The organism is Roseinatronobacter ekhonensis, assembly GCF_900499075.1.
Lineage (GTDB): Bacteria > Pseudomonadota > Alphaproteobacteria > Rhodobacterales > Rhodobacteraceae > Roseinatronobacter > Roseinatronobacter ekhonensis.
This window is the reverse complement of sequence record NZ_UIHC01000001.1, coordinates 16,268-32,931: the sequence shown is the minus strand read 5'-3', so window position 1 is coordinate 32,931 and position 16,664 is coordinate 16,268. Positions and strand designations below refer to the sequence as shown.

Genomic DNA, 16,664 nt, shown 5'->3' with positions numbered 1-16,664 from the left:
CAATGCAGGTTCCCGAACGAATTACCACCCTTTTGCCCCGAATAACCGCGCTTCGGCAAGACCTGCACGCGCATCCTGAGATTCTGTTCGACTGCCACCGCACCAGCGCGGTCGTGGCCCAGCATCTGCGCGCCATTGGTTGCGACGCGGTGGAAACCGGTATCGGGCGCACCGGTGTGGTTGGTTTGATCCACGGCAAACGTGGTGCGGGCCGCTGCATTGGCCTGCGCGCAGACATGGATGCTTTGCCGATACACGAGGCGACGGGGCTGCCTTACGCCTCTACCGAAGCCGGAAAAATGCATGCCTGTGGCCATGACGGACACACCGCAATGCTACTGGGTGCGGCGCAATACCTGGCCGAAACCCGCGCCTTTGACGGAACGGTGGCCGTGATCTTCCAACCCGCCGAAGAAGGCGGCGGTGGCGGGCGCGAAATGTGTGCCGACGGACTGATGGAGCGTTTTGCCATAACCGAGGTCTACGGCATGCATAATTGGCCCGGTGTTCCGACCGGCCAGTTTGCCATCCGCCCCGGACCGTTCTTTGCCGCCACCGACCAGTTCGAAATTGCCGTCGAGGGGCGCGGCGGCCATGCAGCAAAACCGCATCATTGCGTGGATACCACGGTTGTTGCTGCGCATATCGTGCTTGCGCTGCAATCCATCGTCAGCCGCAATGCGGACCCGACTCAGGAAATGGTCGTTTCGGTCACGTCCTTCGTTACGGAATCGCAGGCGTTCAACGTGATCCCGCAACATGTCACCCTGCGTGGCACCATTCGGACGCTGTCGCCCGAAATGCGCGAACTGGCCGAAAAGCGCCTGCCACAACTGGCAGAGGCCACCGCACAAGCCTATGGCGCCACCGCGCGCGTAAATTATATGCGCGGCTATCCGGTCATGGTGAACACAGGCGCGGAAACAGACTATGCCGTGCAGGCTGCCCGCGCGGTCGCTGGCGATTGTGCCACCGCGCCTTTGGTTATGGGCGGCGAAGATTTCGCCTACATGCTGGAAGAGCGTCCCGGTGCGTATATTCTGGTCGGCAACGGCGACAGCGCCGATGTGCACCACCCCGAATATAACTTCAATGACGACGCCATCCCTGCCGGGTGTAGCTATTGGGCGGAATTGGTTGCCCAACGCCTGCCGCTGGCGGGTTAGGGTTCAACAAAGCGGGGCGATCAGCGCGCGAAGCTGCGCGAGCGGGTCGTCAGTGCCCCAGATCTCTGGCCCGATGGCGAAGAAATCTGTCACGGGTGCCAGATTTTCAACCAGCGCAGGGGTCAGGAACCCATCTGCGACCACAGGCACCTCGATCAGTTCGGACCACCATTCGAACAATTCGCGTTCGGCATGCGCGCCATCGCCCAGCAGGGTCTCGCCCACAGGGCCAAACGCGATGTAATCCGCCCCGGCCTCTCCCGCGGCCATGCCGTCATGGCGTAGGTTGCCGCAATGCGCGCCAATGATGGCATCCGCGCCCAAACTGTCGCGCAGCTTGCGGATGCCGGTGCCAGGGTCAGACAGGTGCACCCCGTCCAGCCCCAACCGTTCAACCATCAGCACATGGTCGGTTATCACCAGTGGAATATCGCGCGCATGCGACAGCTCGCGCAAGGCGTCGCCCGCGCGCAGGATCGCATCCTCGTCCCGGCTCGCAAGTTCCAGCCGCAGGCAAGCCACGGCCTGCGCATCCAGAATGCTGGCCAATTGCGGGATAAAGCTGTCCAGATCAAAGCTGGGCGGCGTGACAAGGTAAAGCTGCGGGATATCCTCGGCCATTGGCTGGGTCTTTCGTCAAAAGGGCTATGGGCCTTCTAGACCGCGCAAAGGCGGGAAACAAGCGTGCCTGACTTGCGACGAAGGGCGCGCCCCGCTAACAGCAGCATAACCGAAAAGGACCGCGCATGACCCCGCAAGACGACGAGATTTTCGAGCAAAACACTCCGCTGATGGTGCTGGTGCGCCCACAGATGGGGCGCAATATCGGGGCGGCAGCGCGCGCCATGCTCAATTTCGGATGCGCCCGCATGCGGGTGGTTGCCCCGCGCGATGGCTGGCCGAACCCGGATGCGGTGGCGCTGGCGTCCGGTGCTTCGCCGGTGCTTGACCGCGCGGGCGTATTCGACGACCTTCCCAGCGCCATTGGCGATTGCGATTATGTCTATGCCACCACTGCACGCGGGCGCGGGCTGACCAAGCCCATCCTGACACCCGAACGCGCAATGGCAGAAGCCCGCGCCATGACCGCAGAGGGTAAGCGCGTGGCGGTGCTGTTCGGACCAGAGCGAGCAGGACTGGAGAATGACGACGTGGCACGGGCCAATGCCATCATCACCGTGCCCGTGAACCCGGCGTTTTATTCGCTGAACCTTGCGCAATGCGTGTTGCTGGTGGCCTATGAATTCCTGCGCCAGACCACGGACACACCGCCCGAAGTGCAGGCGATGGCGGGCACCGATTTCGCCAATGCCGTCGAGCGCGAGAAACTTGGCGACCATGTCGAGGAGCAGTTGGGCGCGACAGGCTTTTTCTTTCCGCCCGCGAAAGCCGCCAGCATGAAAATGGCGCTGCGCAACATGTGGTCCCGCCTGCCGATGACCCGCGCCGATGTTCAGACCTTGCACGGCATCTTGCGGCATATGGCCCGCGCCCGCGACAAGGACTGACGCTTGAACAAGACGCGCGCGGGCACTAGCTTGCGCCGCATATAGCAGGAGTGCGCAGATGGCCGCCAAACGCGCGATTTTCGAAGATGTAAGCGACAGCAAGAAATCCGCCGCTCCACCCCAAGGCGGCGTGATCGACCGGGCGCCGAAAGGCGCGCGCGGCGCGATCCGTGTCTGGCTGATGGTGCTCTTTGCGCTGGTCTGCGTCATGATCGCCGTGGGCGGCATGACCCGGCTGACCGATAGCGGCTTGTCAATTACAGAGTGGCGGCCCGTGACCGGCGCACTGCCACCCCTCTCGGCCGAGGATTGGGCTGCCGAATTCGAGAAATACCGCCAGATCGACCAATACCGCCTGATGAACCAAGGCATGAGCCTTGCTGAATTTCAGGTCATCTATTGGTGGGAATGGGGCCACCGCCAGCTTGGCCGCGTGATCGGGCTGGTCTGGGGCTTGGGGTTCTTGTTCTTCTGGCTGACCAAGCGCATCCCTACCGGCTGGACGCCGCGCCTGCTACTTCTGGGCGGCTTGGGGGGGCTGCAAGGGGCAATCGGCTGGTGGATGGTCGCATCCGGCCTAAACGCGGGGATGGTGTCTGTCGCAAGCTACCGGCTGGCAACGCATCTGGGGCTGGCATTCGTAATCCTTGGGTTCATCGCATGGTACACGTTCCTGCTGAACCGGACCGAAGCCGATCTGCTGAAAGCCCGCCGCGCACGCGAGGGCAAGCTCTTTTCGTTGTCCACCGGCCTGATGCATTTCGCGTTTCTGCAAATCCTGCTTGGCGCGCTTGTCGCAGGTATTGACGCCGGGCGCAGCTATACCGACTGGCCGTTGATGAATGGCGTGTTCTTCCCGCCAGAGGCGTTGGACATGGTGCCGATCTGGCAGAATTTCTTCGAAAACCCAGCCATGGCGCAATTCGTACACCGTATGGCAGGCTATCTGCTGGCGGTCTTCGCGGTGATCGTCTGGCTGCGCGGGCGCAAATCGGCCTATGGGGCCACGCGCGCGGCGTTTAACACGCTCGGGCTGGTGGTGCTGGCGCAGATTGTGCTGGGCATTGTGACGGTGGTGTATGCTGCGCCGTGGCAACTTGGCATCGCCCATCAAGCCACTGCCGTGTTGCTCTGGGTGCTTGTCATCCGCGCGCGGCACCTGTCGCAGTACCCACGTTTCGACAACCTGAGAGGGGCCAAGGCATGAGCGCCTATCACGAGCTTCGCGCGCATCTACGCCAGACCGCCGCTTTAAGCGAAGTCGCGGGGCGGCTGGGATGGGACCAGCAAACCGTCATGCCGCGCGGGGCCAACGGGCAACGTGCCGAAGAGATGGGCGCGATGGAAGATGTGCTGCACGCACGGCGCACCGACCCGGCCTTGGGCGATCTGCTGGAGCAAGCCGAAGCCCCCGACACCGTTGGCACAGCCATTCTGCGCGAGGCAAAGCGCGACTATGCCCGCAACACCCGTGTGCCCGCCAGACTGGCCTCTGAACTTGCGCGCGTGACGGCCCTGGCCCAAACGGCATGGGAAGACGCGCGCGCCAATGATGATGTGGCCGCATTCCTGCCTTGGCTTGAACAGGTGGTCGCGCTGCGCCGCGAGGAAGGTCACGCGATCGCTCAGGGCGGCGACGCCTATGACGCGCTGATGCAGGATTACGAGCCGGGAAGCTCTGCCGCGCAGGTTGCCGCGATCTTTGACCGCATGCGCCCTCGTCTGGTCGATTTGCGCGACCGCATCCTTGGCGCGCCCACGCCCCCTGCCCTGCAAGGCCATTTCCCCCAAGAGGGTCAGTTGCGGCTGGCGCATGATCTGGCGCGCCGCTTCGGGTATGATTTCGAGCGCGGGCGCATTGATCTGGCCGTGCACCCGTTCTCAAGCGGGTCCGGCTCTGATGTGCGGATCACCACGCGCGTCGCAACGGATGACCCGTTCAATTGCCTGTATTCCACACTGCACGAGGTCGGCCACGCCACCTACGAGCAGAATATTGACCCCGACTACGCGCTAACCCCTTTGGGCCATGGTGTGTCGATGGGCGTGCATGAAAGCCAGAGCCGGATTTATGAAAACCAGCTTGGCCGCTCGGCTGCCTTCACGGGCTGGCTGTTCGGTGCCATGCAATCCGAATTCGGCGCACTGAACATCGACAGTGCGGATGCCTTCCACGCTGCCGTCAACCGCGTGCATCAGGGCTATATCCGCACCGAATCTGACGAGGTGCAGTATAACCTGCACATCATGCTGCGGTTCGATCTGGAACGCGCGCTGATCGACGGCTCGCTTGCCCCGTCAGATCTGGAAGAGGCGTGGAATACCCGCTTCCGGGCCGATTTCGGCTTTGCGGTGGACCGCCCCGCCAACGGCGTGTTGCAGGATGTCCATTGGTCTGTCGGGCTGTTTGGCTATTTCCCGACCTACGCGCTGGGCAATATCTATGCAGGTTGCCTGAACGGCACGATGCGCGCCGACTTGCCCGATCTGAACCAGCATGTGGCCAAGGGCGATCTTTCCGCCGCCACCGGCTGGCTGGCCGACCGCGTTCAGAGGCATGGCGGTCTGCGCCCGTCGGTCGAGACAATTGCCCATGCCTGCGACGGCACGCCCCCCGATGAAGAGCCCTTGCTGGCGTATCTGGAGGCGAAATTCGGCGCGATCTACGACCTGTGACGCAAGTGCGCGTCGCGCCTGACACACAAAAACGGCGCCGATCCCGGCGCCGTTTCTCTTTTCTGCAAGGCACCAAGGTCAGCCAAAAATATCGGCGGTGATCCCGTTGTACCAGCCGATGCTCTCCTCGTAGGTCTGGCGGCGCAGATCGGCCTCTTCGCCGGTCTGGCTGATAAAGCTGGACACGGATTCGATCTGTTCCGAACCCGCCTCATAGCTTGCGCCAACCTTGACACCGTCATCAGTGGCGATCAGCGACCAGCAGGTGTTCGAATAGCGCGCCGGGAAGATGCGGCTGCCCGTCAATTCGCCGCGCACCACATTGGCAACGACCTTGGCTTGGCTGTTGGCCGAGAAGCCCGATTTCGGCATTGCACCCTGCTGTGCGGCATCGCCCAGAACGAACACGTTCTCATCCATGGTAGAGCGCATGTCGGACGGTGTGACCGGTGCCCAGCCCGCATCGTTGGTCAGGCCCGCAAGTTCCGCGATCTTGCCCGCCTTTTGCGCGGGGATCACGTTGCACACATCGACGGATTCAACCTGACCGTCGATGACGACTTCCATGGAATCGGGGCGCACTTCCACATTCGCACCGCCAAAGTCTGGGCCGATACGCGTGATCATGCCGCCGTAGTGCTTGGCCCAGCCTTCCTCGAACAAAGCCTGCTTCGAGAAGTTCTGCTTCGGATCCACGATCAGGATTTTCGCGGTCGGATTGGACTGCGACAGCATATGCGCAACCATCGACACACGTTCGCCCGGGCCGGGAGGGCAACGGTAGGGGTTGGGCGGTGCGACCATGCAGAATGTGCCGCCTTCGCGCATGTTCTCTATCTGGTTTTTCAGCAATTGGACCTGCGTGCCGGACTTGTAGGCATGCGGCATCATGCTTTGCTTCGTGATATCCCAGCCCGCCACAGCATTGTCGACAAAGTCGATACCGGGTGCCACGACCAGCTTGTCATAGGGAACAGAAGAGCCGGATGCGAGCGTGACGGTCCGCGCGTCGCGGTCCACACCAATCGCCCAGTCATGAATGACGTTGACACCGGCTTGTGCAATGCCTTCATAGCCATGGCCAAGTGCATTGTAATCCCAGAACCCGCCCAGATACAGGTTAGAGAAATAGCAGGTGTAATACCGTTTTGTCGGTTCGATCAGTGTGACATCGACCGCGCCATCACTGTCTTTTGCGACATAGCGCGCGACGGTGCCGCCACCCGAGCCGCCGCCGATCACGACCACACGCGGGCGCGCTTGTCCCATGACCGCCGGCGCCGCCATAACCGCGCTCGCCGCCGAGACGCTGGCCAGAAATGTTCTGCGTTGAAGCTTCATTGGTTCTCTCTCCCATGTTTCGCCACGGTTCGCGGCGAATTTGCGCCCATCTCCTCCCGTCGTCCAGCCTCCCCCGCGCCAGTGGCGCACCGCAGGACGGGTCAGGGTTCCGCGCAGGGCGTAGAGCGTGGAACCGGATTATTGGCCGCACGCGATCCGCGGAACGGCACTTGGGACCACGCCAAAACGGCGTGGTCCCGCGTTTTTATTCATCCAACGCCGCGAAATATGCGGCAAGAGATGCGATTTCCTCTTCACCCAACCGGGCCGATACGGATTGCATGACAGCATGCGGGCGTAGCTTTTCCTTGTAGGCGTGCATTGCTACAACGAAGTCTTCCTCGGGCCAGCCGACAATGCCGGGAATCCCCTCATTCGCGCCACTGCGCTGGTGGCAGGTGCTGCATTCCTGACTTAGGTATTCACCATATTCCACGTCACCTACGATGGCCAATATCTCTGGCGACAAATCGACCTCTGGACGTATTGCCGTTGGCGCGGCTTCAGGAATGTTCTGCGGCTGATCCGAGAATACGCGCAGATAGGCGACCAGATCAGAGCGGCGCTCTTCGTCCTTCAACCCGCGATAGGACATGCGGGTGCCCGACACCAAGGCCCGCGGGTTTTCGATATAGGCATGCAGGCGGCGCAGATCCCATGTCAGACCGTCACGCCCCTGCCGTTCCAATGCGCCGGAATAGCGGAAATCTTCATGGCTGGCGGCGCCACGGTCGAAAATATGGTTCAGATGCGGGCCGATCCGGTGGGTCGCGCCCTCACCGACCTGATGGCAACTGGCGCATTCGCGGCGATAAACCTCTGCCCCTGCTTCGGCGTCGCCAATGGCAACGGCCTGCCCAAGCGACGCGGACGGGGCCAGAACGGCCCCGACGCTGAGTGATACGGAAAGGAACAGTCCCTTCATACAAGCCCGCTCAGTTAGAGTGAGAGGTAAGATACGCGATCAGCGCCGCGCGTTCATCCGCATCGCGCACGCCACGGAATGCCATACGATTTCGATCAATGTAGTCTCGCGGATTTTCTAGGAACGCGTCAAGGGCTTCGTCGGTCCAGACCATGCCCTCCTCGGCTTTCTCTGCAAAGGCAGGGGAGTAGCGGAACCCGTCGACTTGACCGGCCACCCGCCCGACCACGCCGTTCAGCATGGGTCCGGTGCCGTTGCGGGCCCCGTCGCCAACCTGATGGCACGACCGGCACTGGCGGAATGCGCTTTCGCCTGCTTCGACCATTGCCGGGTCAAGGCTTGCGACCTGAACCTCTTCGGCAGCGGGTTCGGCGGCGGCCTCTTCCATAGGCGCGGCATCCGTCGCCGTGTGGTCCATGGACGCTTCTTCAACCATCTCGCCCGGTTCGACCACCGTGCCATCCAGCAACAGGCGCGGGAAGGGTGGCGTCACGGCAATGTCGCTTGCTCGCTTGCTGATTTCCACGGGCTCGCCGCAATCGCTCATGCAGGGTTCTGTCACGAATAGCGGGAACTCGGTGTCCAGACGGTCATCGACAATGAACCCGTCGGCATTGGGCATCTGGATATCGGTGAAGTTCTCATGGCTCAGTTCAAAGTCATCCTCGACGATCCCGTTGGAATACAGGATGTATGCGGTGATCGCATATGTCTCGTCATAGGTAAGGATCTGGGCCGCGCCGAAGGGCATGGACCGGTGAACATAGTCAAATACGGTCGAAAGGTACGGCCAGTAAGACCCAACGGTTTTGACCGGGCGCGGGTTTGTCAAAGTGCCCTGCCCGCCTGCGATCACAGGCCATGCGCCAGCACCTTCGGCGAAATCGCCGTGGCATGATGCACAATTGTTGATCCAGGCTTCTTCGCCGTCATAGACGTCGCCACGGCCCTCTGGCAGGCCAGTGCCATCGGGCAGGACAGCGACGTCCCAGGCCTCTATCTCTTCGGGCAATGCGGGGCGGCCCAAGCCGAATTCCTGCGCCAGAACCGGCGCAGACGCCAAGGTTGCAAGCGCCGTGGCAGCAATCAGTTTACGACACTTCGACATTTTCAGCTTCCCCATTCTCGTTGACATGCCAAGTCTGGATGCCGTTGTTGTGGTAGACGGATTGCAGGCCGCGCACCGCGCGCAACTGGTCCTTGGTGGGCTGGACATAGCCGGTTTCATCCACCGCACGCGATTGCAGCAGCATCGGCTTTCCGTCCCAGACATGGTCGACATAAAAACGCGTCAGCGCCATCGACTGGGCGTCGCCCGCGATACGGGCCTCGACCCAGTTGACGCCCCCATCCATGGACACATCAACGCGGGTGATCTTGCCACGCCCGGACCATGCCAGCCCGGTGATGACCATCGGGCCGGGGCCATGGCTGGCAGGGGCCTGCGGCGAGGGAGAGGTGACGACGGATTTCGCGTCCATCTCCCACGTCCATTTGCGGGCTGTGCCATCGGCCAGCAGATCGGTATATTTGCTGGTTTCCTCACGGGCTTCGACGGCCTGGTCATAGACACCAATGCGGCGCAGCCATTTGACCCACATGTTGCCTTCCCAGCCGGGCACGATCAGGCGGACGGGGTAGCCATGCTCCATACGCAGCGCCTCGCCATTGGCGTAAAAGGCGACAAGGCAGTCATCCATCGCCTTTTCCAGCGGGATGGACCGACCGTTCGAACTGGCGTCATGGCCTTCAACGAATATCCACTTGCCCTCTGGCTGGACGCCCGCCTCTTCCAGCAGAACCCGCAGCGGCACGCCGATATATTCCATGTTGTGTATCATGCCATGGGTGAATTGCGCACCGTTAAGCTGTGCGCCGCCCCATTCCATGCCGCTATTGGCGGCACATTCACAAAACGCAACGCGGCTTTCGCGCGGCAGGCGCATGAGGTCGGCAAAGGTAAAGACCAACGGACGATCAACAAGGCCGTTGATCATCAAGCGGTATTCCTGCTTGCTCATCTCGATCGCACCGGAATGGTGACGCTCGAACGCGCAACCCTGCGGGGTGATCGTGCCTTCCAGCGCGTGGATCGGCGTGAAGTTGATGGAACTGATCGGGTCCGCGGTCAGCCATTCCACGTTGCGGCGCACAACATGTTCTTCGAAATGGATGGGCATCCCGTAGGGCGTGGCATCCACGGCTTCCCCGGTGAAAGAGGCGTAGGGCTGCACTTCCGTAATCAAAGGGTCAGGCGTGTTGGCCCGTGCGCCTGTCGCCCCAAGAGCCGCGCCGCCGGCGGCAAGCCCTGCCGTGCGCAGGAAATCGCGGCGGCTGGCACCGCCGACCTTGTGCGGCGCGTCATTGGACTGATCTGTCATGACGAAGTTCCTTTTGCTGGTCTAGGCAGGCCCAGGCCCACCCCGGTTGAATATTACAGGCCCGACACTTGCACCGATGTATTCGGCGTCAGCGATACGCGCTCAATCTTGCGGATGTGGTCCTCGACCACGTCCCAGATCTGCGGGCCTTCGGTTCCCTCGTTCACACTGGCCCAGCCGCCCACCGTATAGGTGCGCGCCGGATCGATAGGATCGCCAGTCGACAGCAGGGTCATACCGGAAATCCGCTCACCAATCGGTTTGGAAATGTCGATCTTGTATCCAAGACCCCCCATGCGGACCATGTCGCCGCCCTGCTGGAAATAGGGGTCGGGGTTGAACAGGTTATCACCGACATCTTCCAGCACGACCTTCAGGAACTCGCCCGTCATCTCGGTCCGGTAGCATTGGCCATAAGTCATGCTTGTCACCGAATGGATGTCCTCGCGGGTGATCGGGTCACCCGGCATCAGGCTTGCGCCCCAGCGCACGCCCGGCGACATGGCGATTTCAGTGTCACGCTCGGACATGATCGCATCGCAGATCAGGTCGTCCCATGTGCCGTTGAAATTGCCGCGACGATACAGAAGGCTATCAGTGTGGCCGATCACTTCTTCCAACTGGTCCTTGAACGGCGCGCGCTCATTGTCAATCAGGGTGGCCATCTCCGCGTCGGGCGTGATGACATCAGAGAAGATCGGGATCAGCTTGCTGCGGAAGCCCATCATCCGGCCATCGCGCACGTCCAGATCCAGACGGGTCACGAATTTGCCGTGGCTGCCGCTGGCGATCAGCAGGGTTTCACCGACGATCACGGGTTCGGGCAGCGCGTCATGCGTGTGGCCGGTCAGGATAACGTCAATCCCGGTCACACGGCTGGCCATCTGGCGGTCCACATCGAAGCCGTTATGAGACAGCACAACGACCAGATCAGCCCCCTGCGCGCGCACCTCGTCAACCATTTCCTGCATCCGCGCATCACGAATGCCAAAACTGAATTCCGGGAACATCCAGCCGGGGTTGGCGATGGGCATATAGGGGAAGGCTTGGCCAATCACCGCAACCTTCGCGCCGCCACGCTCGAACCAAGTGTAGTCGGGGAATTCGGCGGGTTCATCCCACTCGGCATCGAAAATATTCTGGCCAAGGAAGGGGAAAGGCAGACCGTCAACGATTTCCATCACGCGGTCGGTGCCGAAGGTCCATTCCCAATGGCTGGTCATCGCGTCGACGCCCAGCTTGTTCATGACGTTGACGACGTCCTGACCTTTGGTCATGTAGCTGGTCATCGACCCGTGCCATGTATCGCCGCCATCCAGCAGGATCGCGTCGGGGCGGTCAGCCTTGATAGCGTTCACAACGGTCGCAACGCGGTCCATGCCACCCATACGCCCGTAGGTTTTGCCCAGCGCGACAAAATCTTCATAGGTCAGCGCATAAGCCTCGGGCGAGCCGGGCTTTAGATTGAACATCTCGATGAAGTCCTTGCCGACGACATGCGGCGGCTTGCCCTTCACATCGCCCACGCCGACATTCCATTCCGGCTCGCGGAACCAGATCGGTTTCAGATGAGCATGAATATCCGTGATGTGGATGATCGACAGATTTCCGAACGTGTCGAATTTCAGCAGATCATCCTGCGTCAGCGTCTGCTGCGCGGCCAGTTTGCCCCAGTTGCCGTAACCGGAAATGCCGTAGAGCGCAGAAGCCGCGACAGAGGCTTGCAGGAATTCGCGCCTGGAAATCATGAGAGGGTTCTCCTTGTGGCGGTTGCCGCGTCGGGAGGCACGCAACATGCCAATCTTCGTAAGTGTGAATATTGTCGATTAAAAAAAACCGACCGCAGAACGGTCGGGGCGCAGTTCAAATGCGCCCCGCCTGATCATATCAGTTGCGGACAGCAACCCCTTCGGTATCCAGACCAAGGCCGCGCGAGGCTACATAGAGCTCTAGCTCGCGGAACTCTTGCGAGCCCATAGCGAAGGATTCGGCCCGCGTATCGCGGATACACCCGCGGAACCGGTTATGGGTCGAGATCAATTTGCCCTGCTTCAGGCGGTAGGTCGGAAACCCGTTGATCTGCCCTTGGCTCAGGTGGTCGGCACGGATGTTCATGCCGTAGTTTTCCTCGTGACAGCTTGCGCACGACAATTCCAACTGGCCAAAACGGGTGTAGTACATGTCCTTCCCGCGCTCCCAGAACGGTTCGGCTTCGCCGTCGATCTGGACCGCCACTGGCATACCGCGCGATTGCACAGAGATATACGCAACCATGTTGTTCAGGTCGCCACTGTTCCACTTCAGCGCGTCGGCTTCCATGCGCTCGGTCCGGCAATTGTTGACGTAGTCTTCAGTCGACCACAAATCACCATTGTCGTTCACCTTGGGCATGACGGCGCGTACGCCTTTCATGGACTCGGCTGCGTCACCATGACAATCCGCGCAGGATTTTCCGGCGGCGCCCTCAACCGTGTTCCAAGCGTCTTGACCCGCTTCTACACCCAGCATAGCCGGGTTTTCGAAGTCGTCCATTTGCAAGGAGCGCGTTTCATCTGTCCGGAACAGCCAACCCGAATATATTTCGGGCACAGCACCATCCAGATGAGCGGCAGGCTCTGCCCGCACTTTCACGTTCAGCTCACCCTCGATGATAAGCTCAGCATCCGGATGCGGGTCTGCACTGGCGGCACCACTTAGTGCAACCATGCAGACTGCCGCAGAGGCCATCAGCTTGTTTAGGGTAAAGGTTTTCATACGTCTCCTCCCAGACTGGCGCAAAACCAAATTGAATTAACCGAACGAAAGTTCTTTCGTTTCGGTGTAGACCGCGCCGCCATCCTCATACCAGGTGAAGACGACTTCGGTGGCTTCACCAATCATAATGTCGAACTCGACATACGGGTTCGCGGAAACAGCGCCTTCAAGCGCCATATCAAGCACCATTTCACCACCATACTCGCAGGTGAAACGGTTGATAATCATGCGTGGGATCGTGTTGCCATCCGAGTCTTTGCGCAGACCGGTTTCCATGACATGGCTCACCAACGTTTTTATTTCGGCGGCTTGGCCAGCCTTTGCGGTACGCGGCAGGCGGATGCGGGGTTTAACGTCAGACATAATGTCTCTCCTAGTATATCGTTGGCAGTGGCTTGGCGCTGGTTCAGCCGCCGCACCCGCCGATTGTGACCTTCACTTCGACCGCGGCTTGCTGGAAGCTGCCATCGGGCATTTTGGCCACGGCAACAACGTCCTGTGTGCCACCGAGGCGAATGCGGGTAGACGCACGGTGCGACCCGGCGGCAGGGCCGAATTTGAACACCGCAACACCCGGTGTCGGGTTGCCATCGGCATAAAGCGCAATCTCGGCAGCGCCCGGCGCTTCGACCGAAATCGGCACGGTGTTGCCGTTCTCAGCAATCTCTGGCGCGGTAATCATCACGCCGCCTTCGGATACCGAAGCACCGCCGGTATAGGCCGCGATTGCATCATCAGCCGCTGCGTTCACGCTGATCGGGATCAGGGTGATGGTTGCGGCGCCAAGGCCCATGGCCATTGTTTCGCGTCTTGTAATCATGGAGTTATCCTTTCGCAGTAGGCTGGATCGAAACGGCCAAGGGCCGCGTCAGTATTCGGTCAGCGTGGTCAGATAGGCGACCACGTCCTCAATCTGTTGTGCTGTCAGCAACGTCGTGAAGGTCTCGGGGTTATAGGCCTTCGCTGTGTATGCGTCGCCGGGGCGGATATAGTCATCCGGGTTGTCATTGTAGAAAACCGGCATAATGCTTCCGGGGAACACTTGCTTTGCATTCGCGACGATGCCGCGTAGTTCAGCTTCACTCCAGCGTGCGCCCACACCGTCAAAGCTGGGGCCGACATTGCCTTGAAACGCGACGTCAGGCATGGCTGAGTTTTCATGGCACGCGACACAATTGCCAAGCGATCTTTTTACAAGCACCTCGGCCCCTTTGGCGGGGTCTCCGGCTGTGCCGGACAAGGATGCCGGGATCGCGATTTCGTCTTCCCAGACGAGATCGGCAGGTTTTACTTCGGCCGATGCGGATGCGCCCGCGACGACGAGAGCCGTCGCCAGTGTTGCGCTGATGAAACGTGGATTCATGGATGTCCTCCCAGACACGCTGTGTGGTTTTGGCGCTCTCCCAAGCTCACCGTTCAGTTACTGTAGACCATGGGATGCCGTTGCCGCAAATGAAAATTCGATTTTTTGCATATTCTTTTACGAGAATGAAGAAACCCACCTGAGAGAATCACAGGTGGGTCCATAACTTCAACAATATCAGCTACTTATTGCGCTGCGCGCATTTCTTCCAGACGCCGCGCGACGTATTTCTGAAAGTGCTCTTCGCCCTCATAGCCCTTCTCAAGCACCCATTCCAGCATCAGACGAGTGCTGCCGCGCTCGAACGCGCCGGGCATGACAACCGACGCCGAATCTCGCAATCCACCCGATTCGGGGGCGGTTTCGGGCGCGAAGATCAAGGTCGGCGTGAACACCACGCCCCAGTGCCGCGCCATGTCGCGTTCTTCCAGAACAGTGCCGTCGAAATCCGTCACTTCCAGATTGCCGAACAGGTTCATCTGAATAACGTAAAACTCTTCCGACAAAAGCTGCTCGATCGCCGGATCGACATACACCTCTTCATGCATCTTGGTGCAGTAGATGCAGCCGCGCTGTTCGAACATCAAAAGCAGGCGCTTTCCTTCGGCGTTGGCATCGGCCAGATCGTCGCGCAGGTCGCGGAATGTCTCGACGAACCAGTCGGGCTTGTGCAGACCATCCTCGCCCAGCGGCACAGCGGCGGCGGGACCGGTCAGCATCAGGCCAGCCAACATGGCGTAAACAAATTTCAGCATCGTTTCCTCCCAGTTTTCAACCCAAAGTTGCCGTCCACGGCATGTTGCGGACCATCCAGTCTGCAATCAAGCTGATCGAATCGGTCGCGATCAGAACCGCGAAGACCACAAGCATACCCCCCATCACCTTTTCCACATGCGCCAGTTTCGAGCGATGCTTGCCGACCCAATTCAGGAACGGACGCGCAAACAACGCGGCGATGACAAAAGGGAAGGTCATGGAAATACCATAGACCGCCAGCAAGAGCCCGCCGCGCCAGACCTCTCCCATGCCCGATGCAACCATCAGGATCGCCGCCAGCGCGGGGCCGACACAGGGGGTCCATCCAAAGCCAAAGGCCAGCCCCATCACATAAGACCCGACCACCGATTTCGGCGCGCCGACATTCTCTATCCGGGCCTGCCGATACAGAAACCCGATCTTGATAACACCCAGAAAATGCAGGCCAAACCCCAGCAAAACAGCCGCGGCCACCCATTTCAGAATGTCGCGATAGGCGATGAACGCCTGCCCCAAGGCAGTCGCCCCCATGCCCAGCAGCACGAAAATACTGGTCACGCCCAGCGCAAACGCGACAGACGACAGCACCAGCCGTTTTTGAGCACCCGGCGCAAGGCCGCCTTCGTCGCGCAGCTCCCCCATCGACAAACCAGCCATGTAGCACAGGTAGAACGGAACGATGGGCAGAATGCAGGGCGTGAAAAACGACAACAGCCCGGCAAGCGCAGCCCCGGCGTAACTGATATCGAACATGTGAGCGCGCTCCCCGGTTTTGGCCACTCATGCAGGTTGCACGGGCCATAACAACATATTACATTGTTCTTATGTTAAATAGTTTTCGTCAACTCGCAGTTTTGCTCGGCGCGGCTTTTTTTGCGCTCGCTTCCGTGTCCGCGTCTCTGGCAGAGTCGGACACGGGGCTGCGGCTGCTGATGATCGAACAGCCCGGTTGCGCCTATTGCGTGGCGTTCAACCGCGATATTGCTCCGATCTACGAAATATCAGAAGAAGGGGTGTTGGCCCCGCTGGTTCATGCTGACCTGCGCAAAGACTTGCCAGAGGGTGTCACGTTGAATTCTCGTCCCTATGTCACGCCCACATTCATCCTGATCGGGCCGGACGGGACAGAGATGTCGCGCATGACGGGGTTTCCGGGCGAAGATTTTTTCTGGCCATATATCGCCCAGATGATCGCTGACGCGCGCCAAACACTCGGCCCGCCTGCCCTGAACTGAGGGGTTTGTCCCACATCCGGCCAGAATCCGCGGGGGTGAACTCGTCACGCGCCCAGACATCTGTTACAATCTGTCAACAACAACGCGCCGAGGTGGCGCAGAATGACAGTAGCGGGCGGAACGAGACCCTTGCCAGACGGGCAATCACTTGAACATGGCGACCCGAGAGAGTCGGATCGTTCCTCGACGGAAGTGTCGCTTCCGCCGACTTCTGCGGTCGCGCATGACGATTTGCAGGCAGAGGCCCGCGCGGCAGCCGATTTCTTGAAAGCGATGGGGCACGAGGGGCGGCTGTTGATGCTCTATCATCTATGCGAGCGTGATTGTTCCGTCACCGAGTTGGAAAAGCTGATCTTGTCGCGCCAAGCCGCCGTCAGCCAGCAACTGGCCCGGCTGCGTCACGAAAAACTTGTGACGACGCGCCGCGAAGGCAACCAGATCATCTATTCGCTGGCGGATGATCGTGTCCGAGATGCGGTGATGATGATGCAGCGTATGTTCCGTCATACCAAACCCTGATCCAGATCAAGGCAGCTTTGCTCGCCTCTCTATAATGTGC

The 16,664-nt window shown here is 60.4% G+C and carries 18 protein-coding genes; 6 read left to right on the top strand and 12 right to left on the bottom strand.

Translation table 11 applies throughout. The features are described 5' to 3' along the window. The first annotated feature begins 2 nt into the window (after positions 1-2). Positions 3-1,166 carry a M20 aminoacylase family protein gene (locus ROE7235_RS00195; protein ID WP_121092643.1) on the top strand — a complete coding sequence of 388 codons (1,164 nt, stop codon included), beginning with the start codon at positions 3-5 and terminating at the stop codon, positions 1,164-1,166. 3 nt (positions 1,167-1,169) lie between these two features. Here ROE7235_RS00195 and ROE7235_RS00190 read toward each other — a convergent pair whose 3' ends face one another. Beyond that, on the bottom strand, positions 1,170-1,787 hold the full coding sequence (locus tag ROE7235_RS00190) for a thiamine phosphate synthase (RefSeq protein WP_121092642.1): 618 nt from the start codon (positions 1,785-1,787) through the stop codon (positions 1,170-1,172). 125 nt (positions 1,788-1,912) lie between these two features. Here ROE7235_RS00190 and ROE7235_RS00185 point away from each other — a divergent pair, with 125 nt between their 5' ends. Genes ROE7235_RS00185 through ROE7235_RS00175 form a run of 3 tightly spaced genes read left to right on the top strand, consistent with a single transcriptional unit; the run spans position 1,913 to position 5,350 of the window. Continuing rightward, entirely contained in the window at positions 1,913-2,674 is a 762-nt protein-coding gene (locus tag ROE7235_RS00185) for an RNA methyltransferase (protein WP_121092641.1), read from the top strand. Positions 2,675-2,732: 58 nt separating this feature from the next. Continuing rightward, positions 2,733-3,881, top strand: coding sequence for a heme A synthase (gene ctaA / locus ROE7235_RS00180; RefSeq protein WP_121092640.1), 1,149 nt, complete (start codon positions 2,733-2,735; stop codon positions 3,879-3,881). Further along, the gene (locus ROE7235_RS00175; RefSeq protein ID WP_121092639.1) at positions 3,878-5,350 is read left to right on the top strand and encodes a carboxypeptidase M32; all 1,473 of its coding nucleotides are present in this window, start codon (positions 3,878-3,880) and stop codon (positions 5,348-5,350) included. The genes ctaA and ROE7235_RS00175 overlap by 4 nt, the downstream gene beginning before the upstream one ends. Positions 5,351-5,428: 78 nt before the next feature. Here ROE7235_RS00175 and ROE7235_RS00170 read toward each other — a convergent pair whose 3' ends face one another. From ROE7235_RS00170 to ROE7235_RS00120, 11 genes are all read right to left on the bottom strand, one after another. Continuing rightward, on the bottom strand, positions 5,429-6,691 hold the full coding sequence (locus tag ROE7235_RS00170; RefSeq protein ID WP_121092638.1) for an NAD(P)/FAD-dependent oxidoreductase: 1,263 nt from the start codon (positions 6,689-6,691) through the stop codon (positions 5,429-5,431). Between the two features lie 205 nt (positions 6,692-6,896). Then, a complete protein-coding gene (locus ROE7235_RS00165; protein WP_121092637.1) occupies positions 6,897-7,616 on the bottom strand; it encodes a c-type cytochrome in 720 nt (239 codons plus the stop codon). 10 nt (positions 7,617-7,626) lie between these two features. After that, positions 7,627-8,739: a c-type cytochrome gene (locus ROE7235_RS00160; RefSeq protein WP_245963834.1), complete on the bottom strand. Its 1,113-nt coding sequence runs from the start codon at positions 8,737-8,739 to the stop codon at positions 7,627-7,629. After that, positions 8,708-9,997 (bottom strand): sulfite dehydrogenase, encoded by a 1,290-nt coding sequence (soxC, locus tag ROE7235_RS00155; RefSeq protein WP_121092635.1) that lies wholly within the window; start codon positions 9,995-9,997, stop codon positions 8,708-8,710. Before soxC ends, ROE7235_RS00160 begins: the two co-directional genes overlap by 32 nt. A gap of 53 nt (positions 9,998-10,050) precedes the next feature. Next, complete coding sequence (gene soxB, locus ROE7235_RS00150; protein ID WP_121092788.1) at positions 10,051-11,745, bottom strand: thiosulfohydrolase SoxB; 1,695 nt, start codon at positions 11,743-11,745, stop codon at positions 10,051-10,053. 139 nt (positions 11,746-11,884) lie between these two features. Then, the gene (gene soxA, locus ROE7235_RS00145) at positions 11,885-12,751 is read right to left on the bottom strand and encodes a sulfur oxidation c-type cytochrome SoxA (protein ID WP_245963833.1); all 867 of its coding nucleotides are present in this window, start codon (positions 12,749-12,751) and stop codon (positions 11,885-11,887) included. 36 nt (positions 12,752-12,787) lie between these two features. Further along, positions 12,788-13,114 (bottom strand): thiosulfate oxidation carrier complex protein SoxZ, encoded by a 327-nt coding sequence (soxZ, locus tag ROE7235_RS00140; RefSeq protein WP_370743405.1) that lies wholly within the window; start codon positions 13,112-13,114, stop codon positions 12,788-12,790. Positions 13,115-13,157: 43 nt separating this feature from the next. Continuing rightward, on the bottom strand, positions 13,158-13,571 hold the full coding sequence (soxY, locus tag ROE7235_RS00135) for a thiosulfate oxidation carrier protein SoxY (RefSeq protein WP_121092633.1): 414 nt from the start codon (positions 13,569-13,571) through the stop codon (positions 13,158-13,160). A 48-nt stretch (positions 13,572-13,619) separates the two neighbouring features. Continuing rightward, positions 13,620-14,114 (bottom strand): sulfur oxidation c-type cytochrome SoxX, encoded by a 495-nt coding sequence (gene soxX / locus ROE7235_RS00130; RefSeq protein WP_121092632.1) that lies wholly within the window; start codon positions 14,112-14,114, stop codon positions 13,620-13,622. Positions 14,115-14,299: 185 nt separating this feature from the next. Beyond that, on the bottom strand, positions 14,300-14,869 hold the full coding sequence (locus ROE7235_RS00125) for a thioredoxin family protein (RefSeq protein WP_121092631.1): 570 nt from the start codon (positions 14,867-14,869) through the stop codon (positions 14,300-14,302). A gap of 16 nt (positions 14,870-14,885) precedes the next feature. Next, entirely contained in the window at positions 14,886-15,623 is a 738-nt protein-coding gene (locus ROE7235_RS00120) for a cytochrome c biogenesis CcdA family protein (protein ID WP_121092630.1), read from the bottom strand. Between the two features lie 134 nt (positions 15,624-15,757). Here ROE7235_RS00120 and ROE7235_RS00115 point away from each other — a divergent pair, with 134 nt between their 5' ends. Next, positions 15,758-16,105, top strand: a complete 348-nt coding sequence (locus tag ROE7235_RS00115) for a thioredoxin fold domain-containing protein (protein WP_147434141.1) — start codon at positions 15,758-15,760, stop codon at positions 16,103-16,105. Positions 16,106-16,207: 102 nt separating this feature from the next. After that, a complete protein-coding gene (locus ROE7235_RS00110; RefSeq protein WP_121092628.1) occupies positions 16,208-16,624 on the top strand; it encodes an ArsR/SmtB family transcription factor in 417 nt (138 codons plus the stop codon). The last annotated feature ends 40 nt before the right edge of the window (positions 16,625-16,664 follow it).

Coding starts and splice junctions, on each gene's coding strand:
- soxA (WP_245963833.1), bottom strand. CDS start 12,751: ATGAAAACCTTTACCCTAAACAAGCTGATGGCCTCTGCGGCAGTCTGC.
- soxC (WP_121092635.1), bottom strand. CDS start 9,997: ATGACAGATCAGTCCAATGACGCGCCGCACAAGGTCGGCGGTGCCAGC.
- ROE7235_RS00175 (WP_121092639.1), top strand. CDS start 3,878: ATGAGCGCCTATCACGAGCTTCGCGCGCATCTACGCCAGACCGCCGCT.
- ROE7235_RS00170 (WP_121092638.1), bottom strand. CDS start 6,691: ATGAAGCTTCAACGCAGAACATTTCTGGCCAGCGTCTCGGCGGCGAGC.
- ROE7235_RS00110 (WP_121092628.1), top strand. CDS start 16,208: ATGACAGTAGCGGGCGGAACGAGACCCTTGCCAGACGGGCAATCACTT.
- ROE7235_RS00190 (WP_121092642.1), bottom strand. CDS start 1,787: ATGGCCGAGGATATCCCGCAGCTTTACCTTGTCACGCCGCCCAGCTTT.
- ROE7235_RS00185 (WP_121092641.1), top strand. CDS start 1,913: ATGACCCCGCAAGACGACGAGATTTTCGAGCAAAACACTCCGCTGATG.
- ROE7235_RS00120 (WP_121092630.1), bottom strand. CDS start 15,623: ATGTTCGATATCAGTTACGCCGGGGCTGCGCTTGCCGGGCTGTTGTCG.
- ROE7235_RS00160 (WP_245963834.1), bottom strand. CDS start 8,739: ATGGGGAAGCTGAAAATGTCGAAGTGTCGTAAACTGATTGCTGCCACG.
- soxB (WP_121092788.1), bottom strand. CDS start 11,745: ATGATTTCCAGGCGCGAATTCCTGCAAGCCTCTGTCGCGGCTTCTGCG.
- soxZ (WP_370743405.1), bottom strand. CDS start 13,114: ATGTCTGACGTTAAACCCCGCATCCGCCTGCCGCGTACCGCAAAGGCT.
- soxX (WP_121092632.1), bottom strand. CDS start 14,114: ATGAATCCACGTTTCATCAGCGCAACACTGGCGACGGCTCTCGTCGTC.
- ROE7235_RS00125 (WP_121092631.1), bottom strand. CDS start 14,869: ATGCTGAAATTTGTTTACGCCATGTTGGCTGGCCTGATGCTGACCGGT.
- ROE7235_RS00165 (WP_121092637.1), bottom strand. CDS start 7,616: ATGAAGGGACTGTTCCTTTCCGTATCACTCAGCGTCGGGGCCGTTCTG.
- soxY (WP_121092633.1), bottom strand. CDS start 13,571: ATGATTACAAGACGCGAAACAATGGCCATGGGCCTTGGCGCCGCAACC.
- ROE7235_RS00195 (WP_121092643.1), top strand. CDS start 3: ATGCAGGTTCCCGAACGAATTACCACCCTTTTGCCCCGAATAACCGCG.
- ctaA (WP_121092640.1), top strand. CDS start 2,733: ATGGCCGCCAAACGCGCGATTTTCGAAGATGTAAGCGACAGCAAGAAA.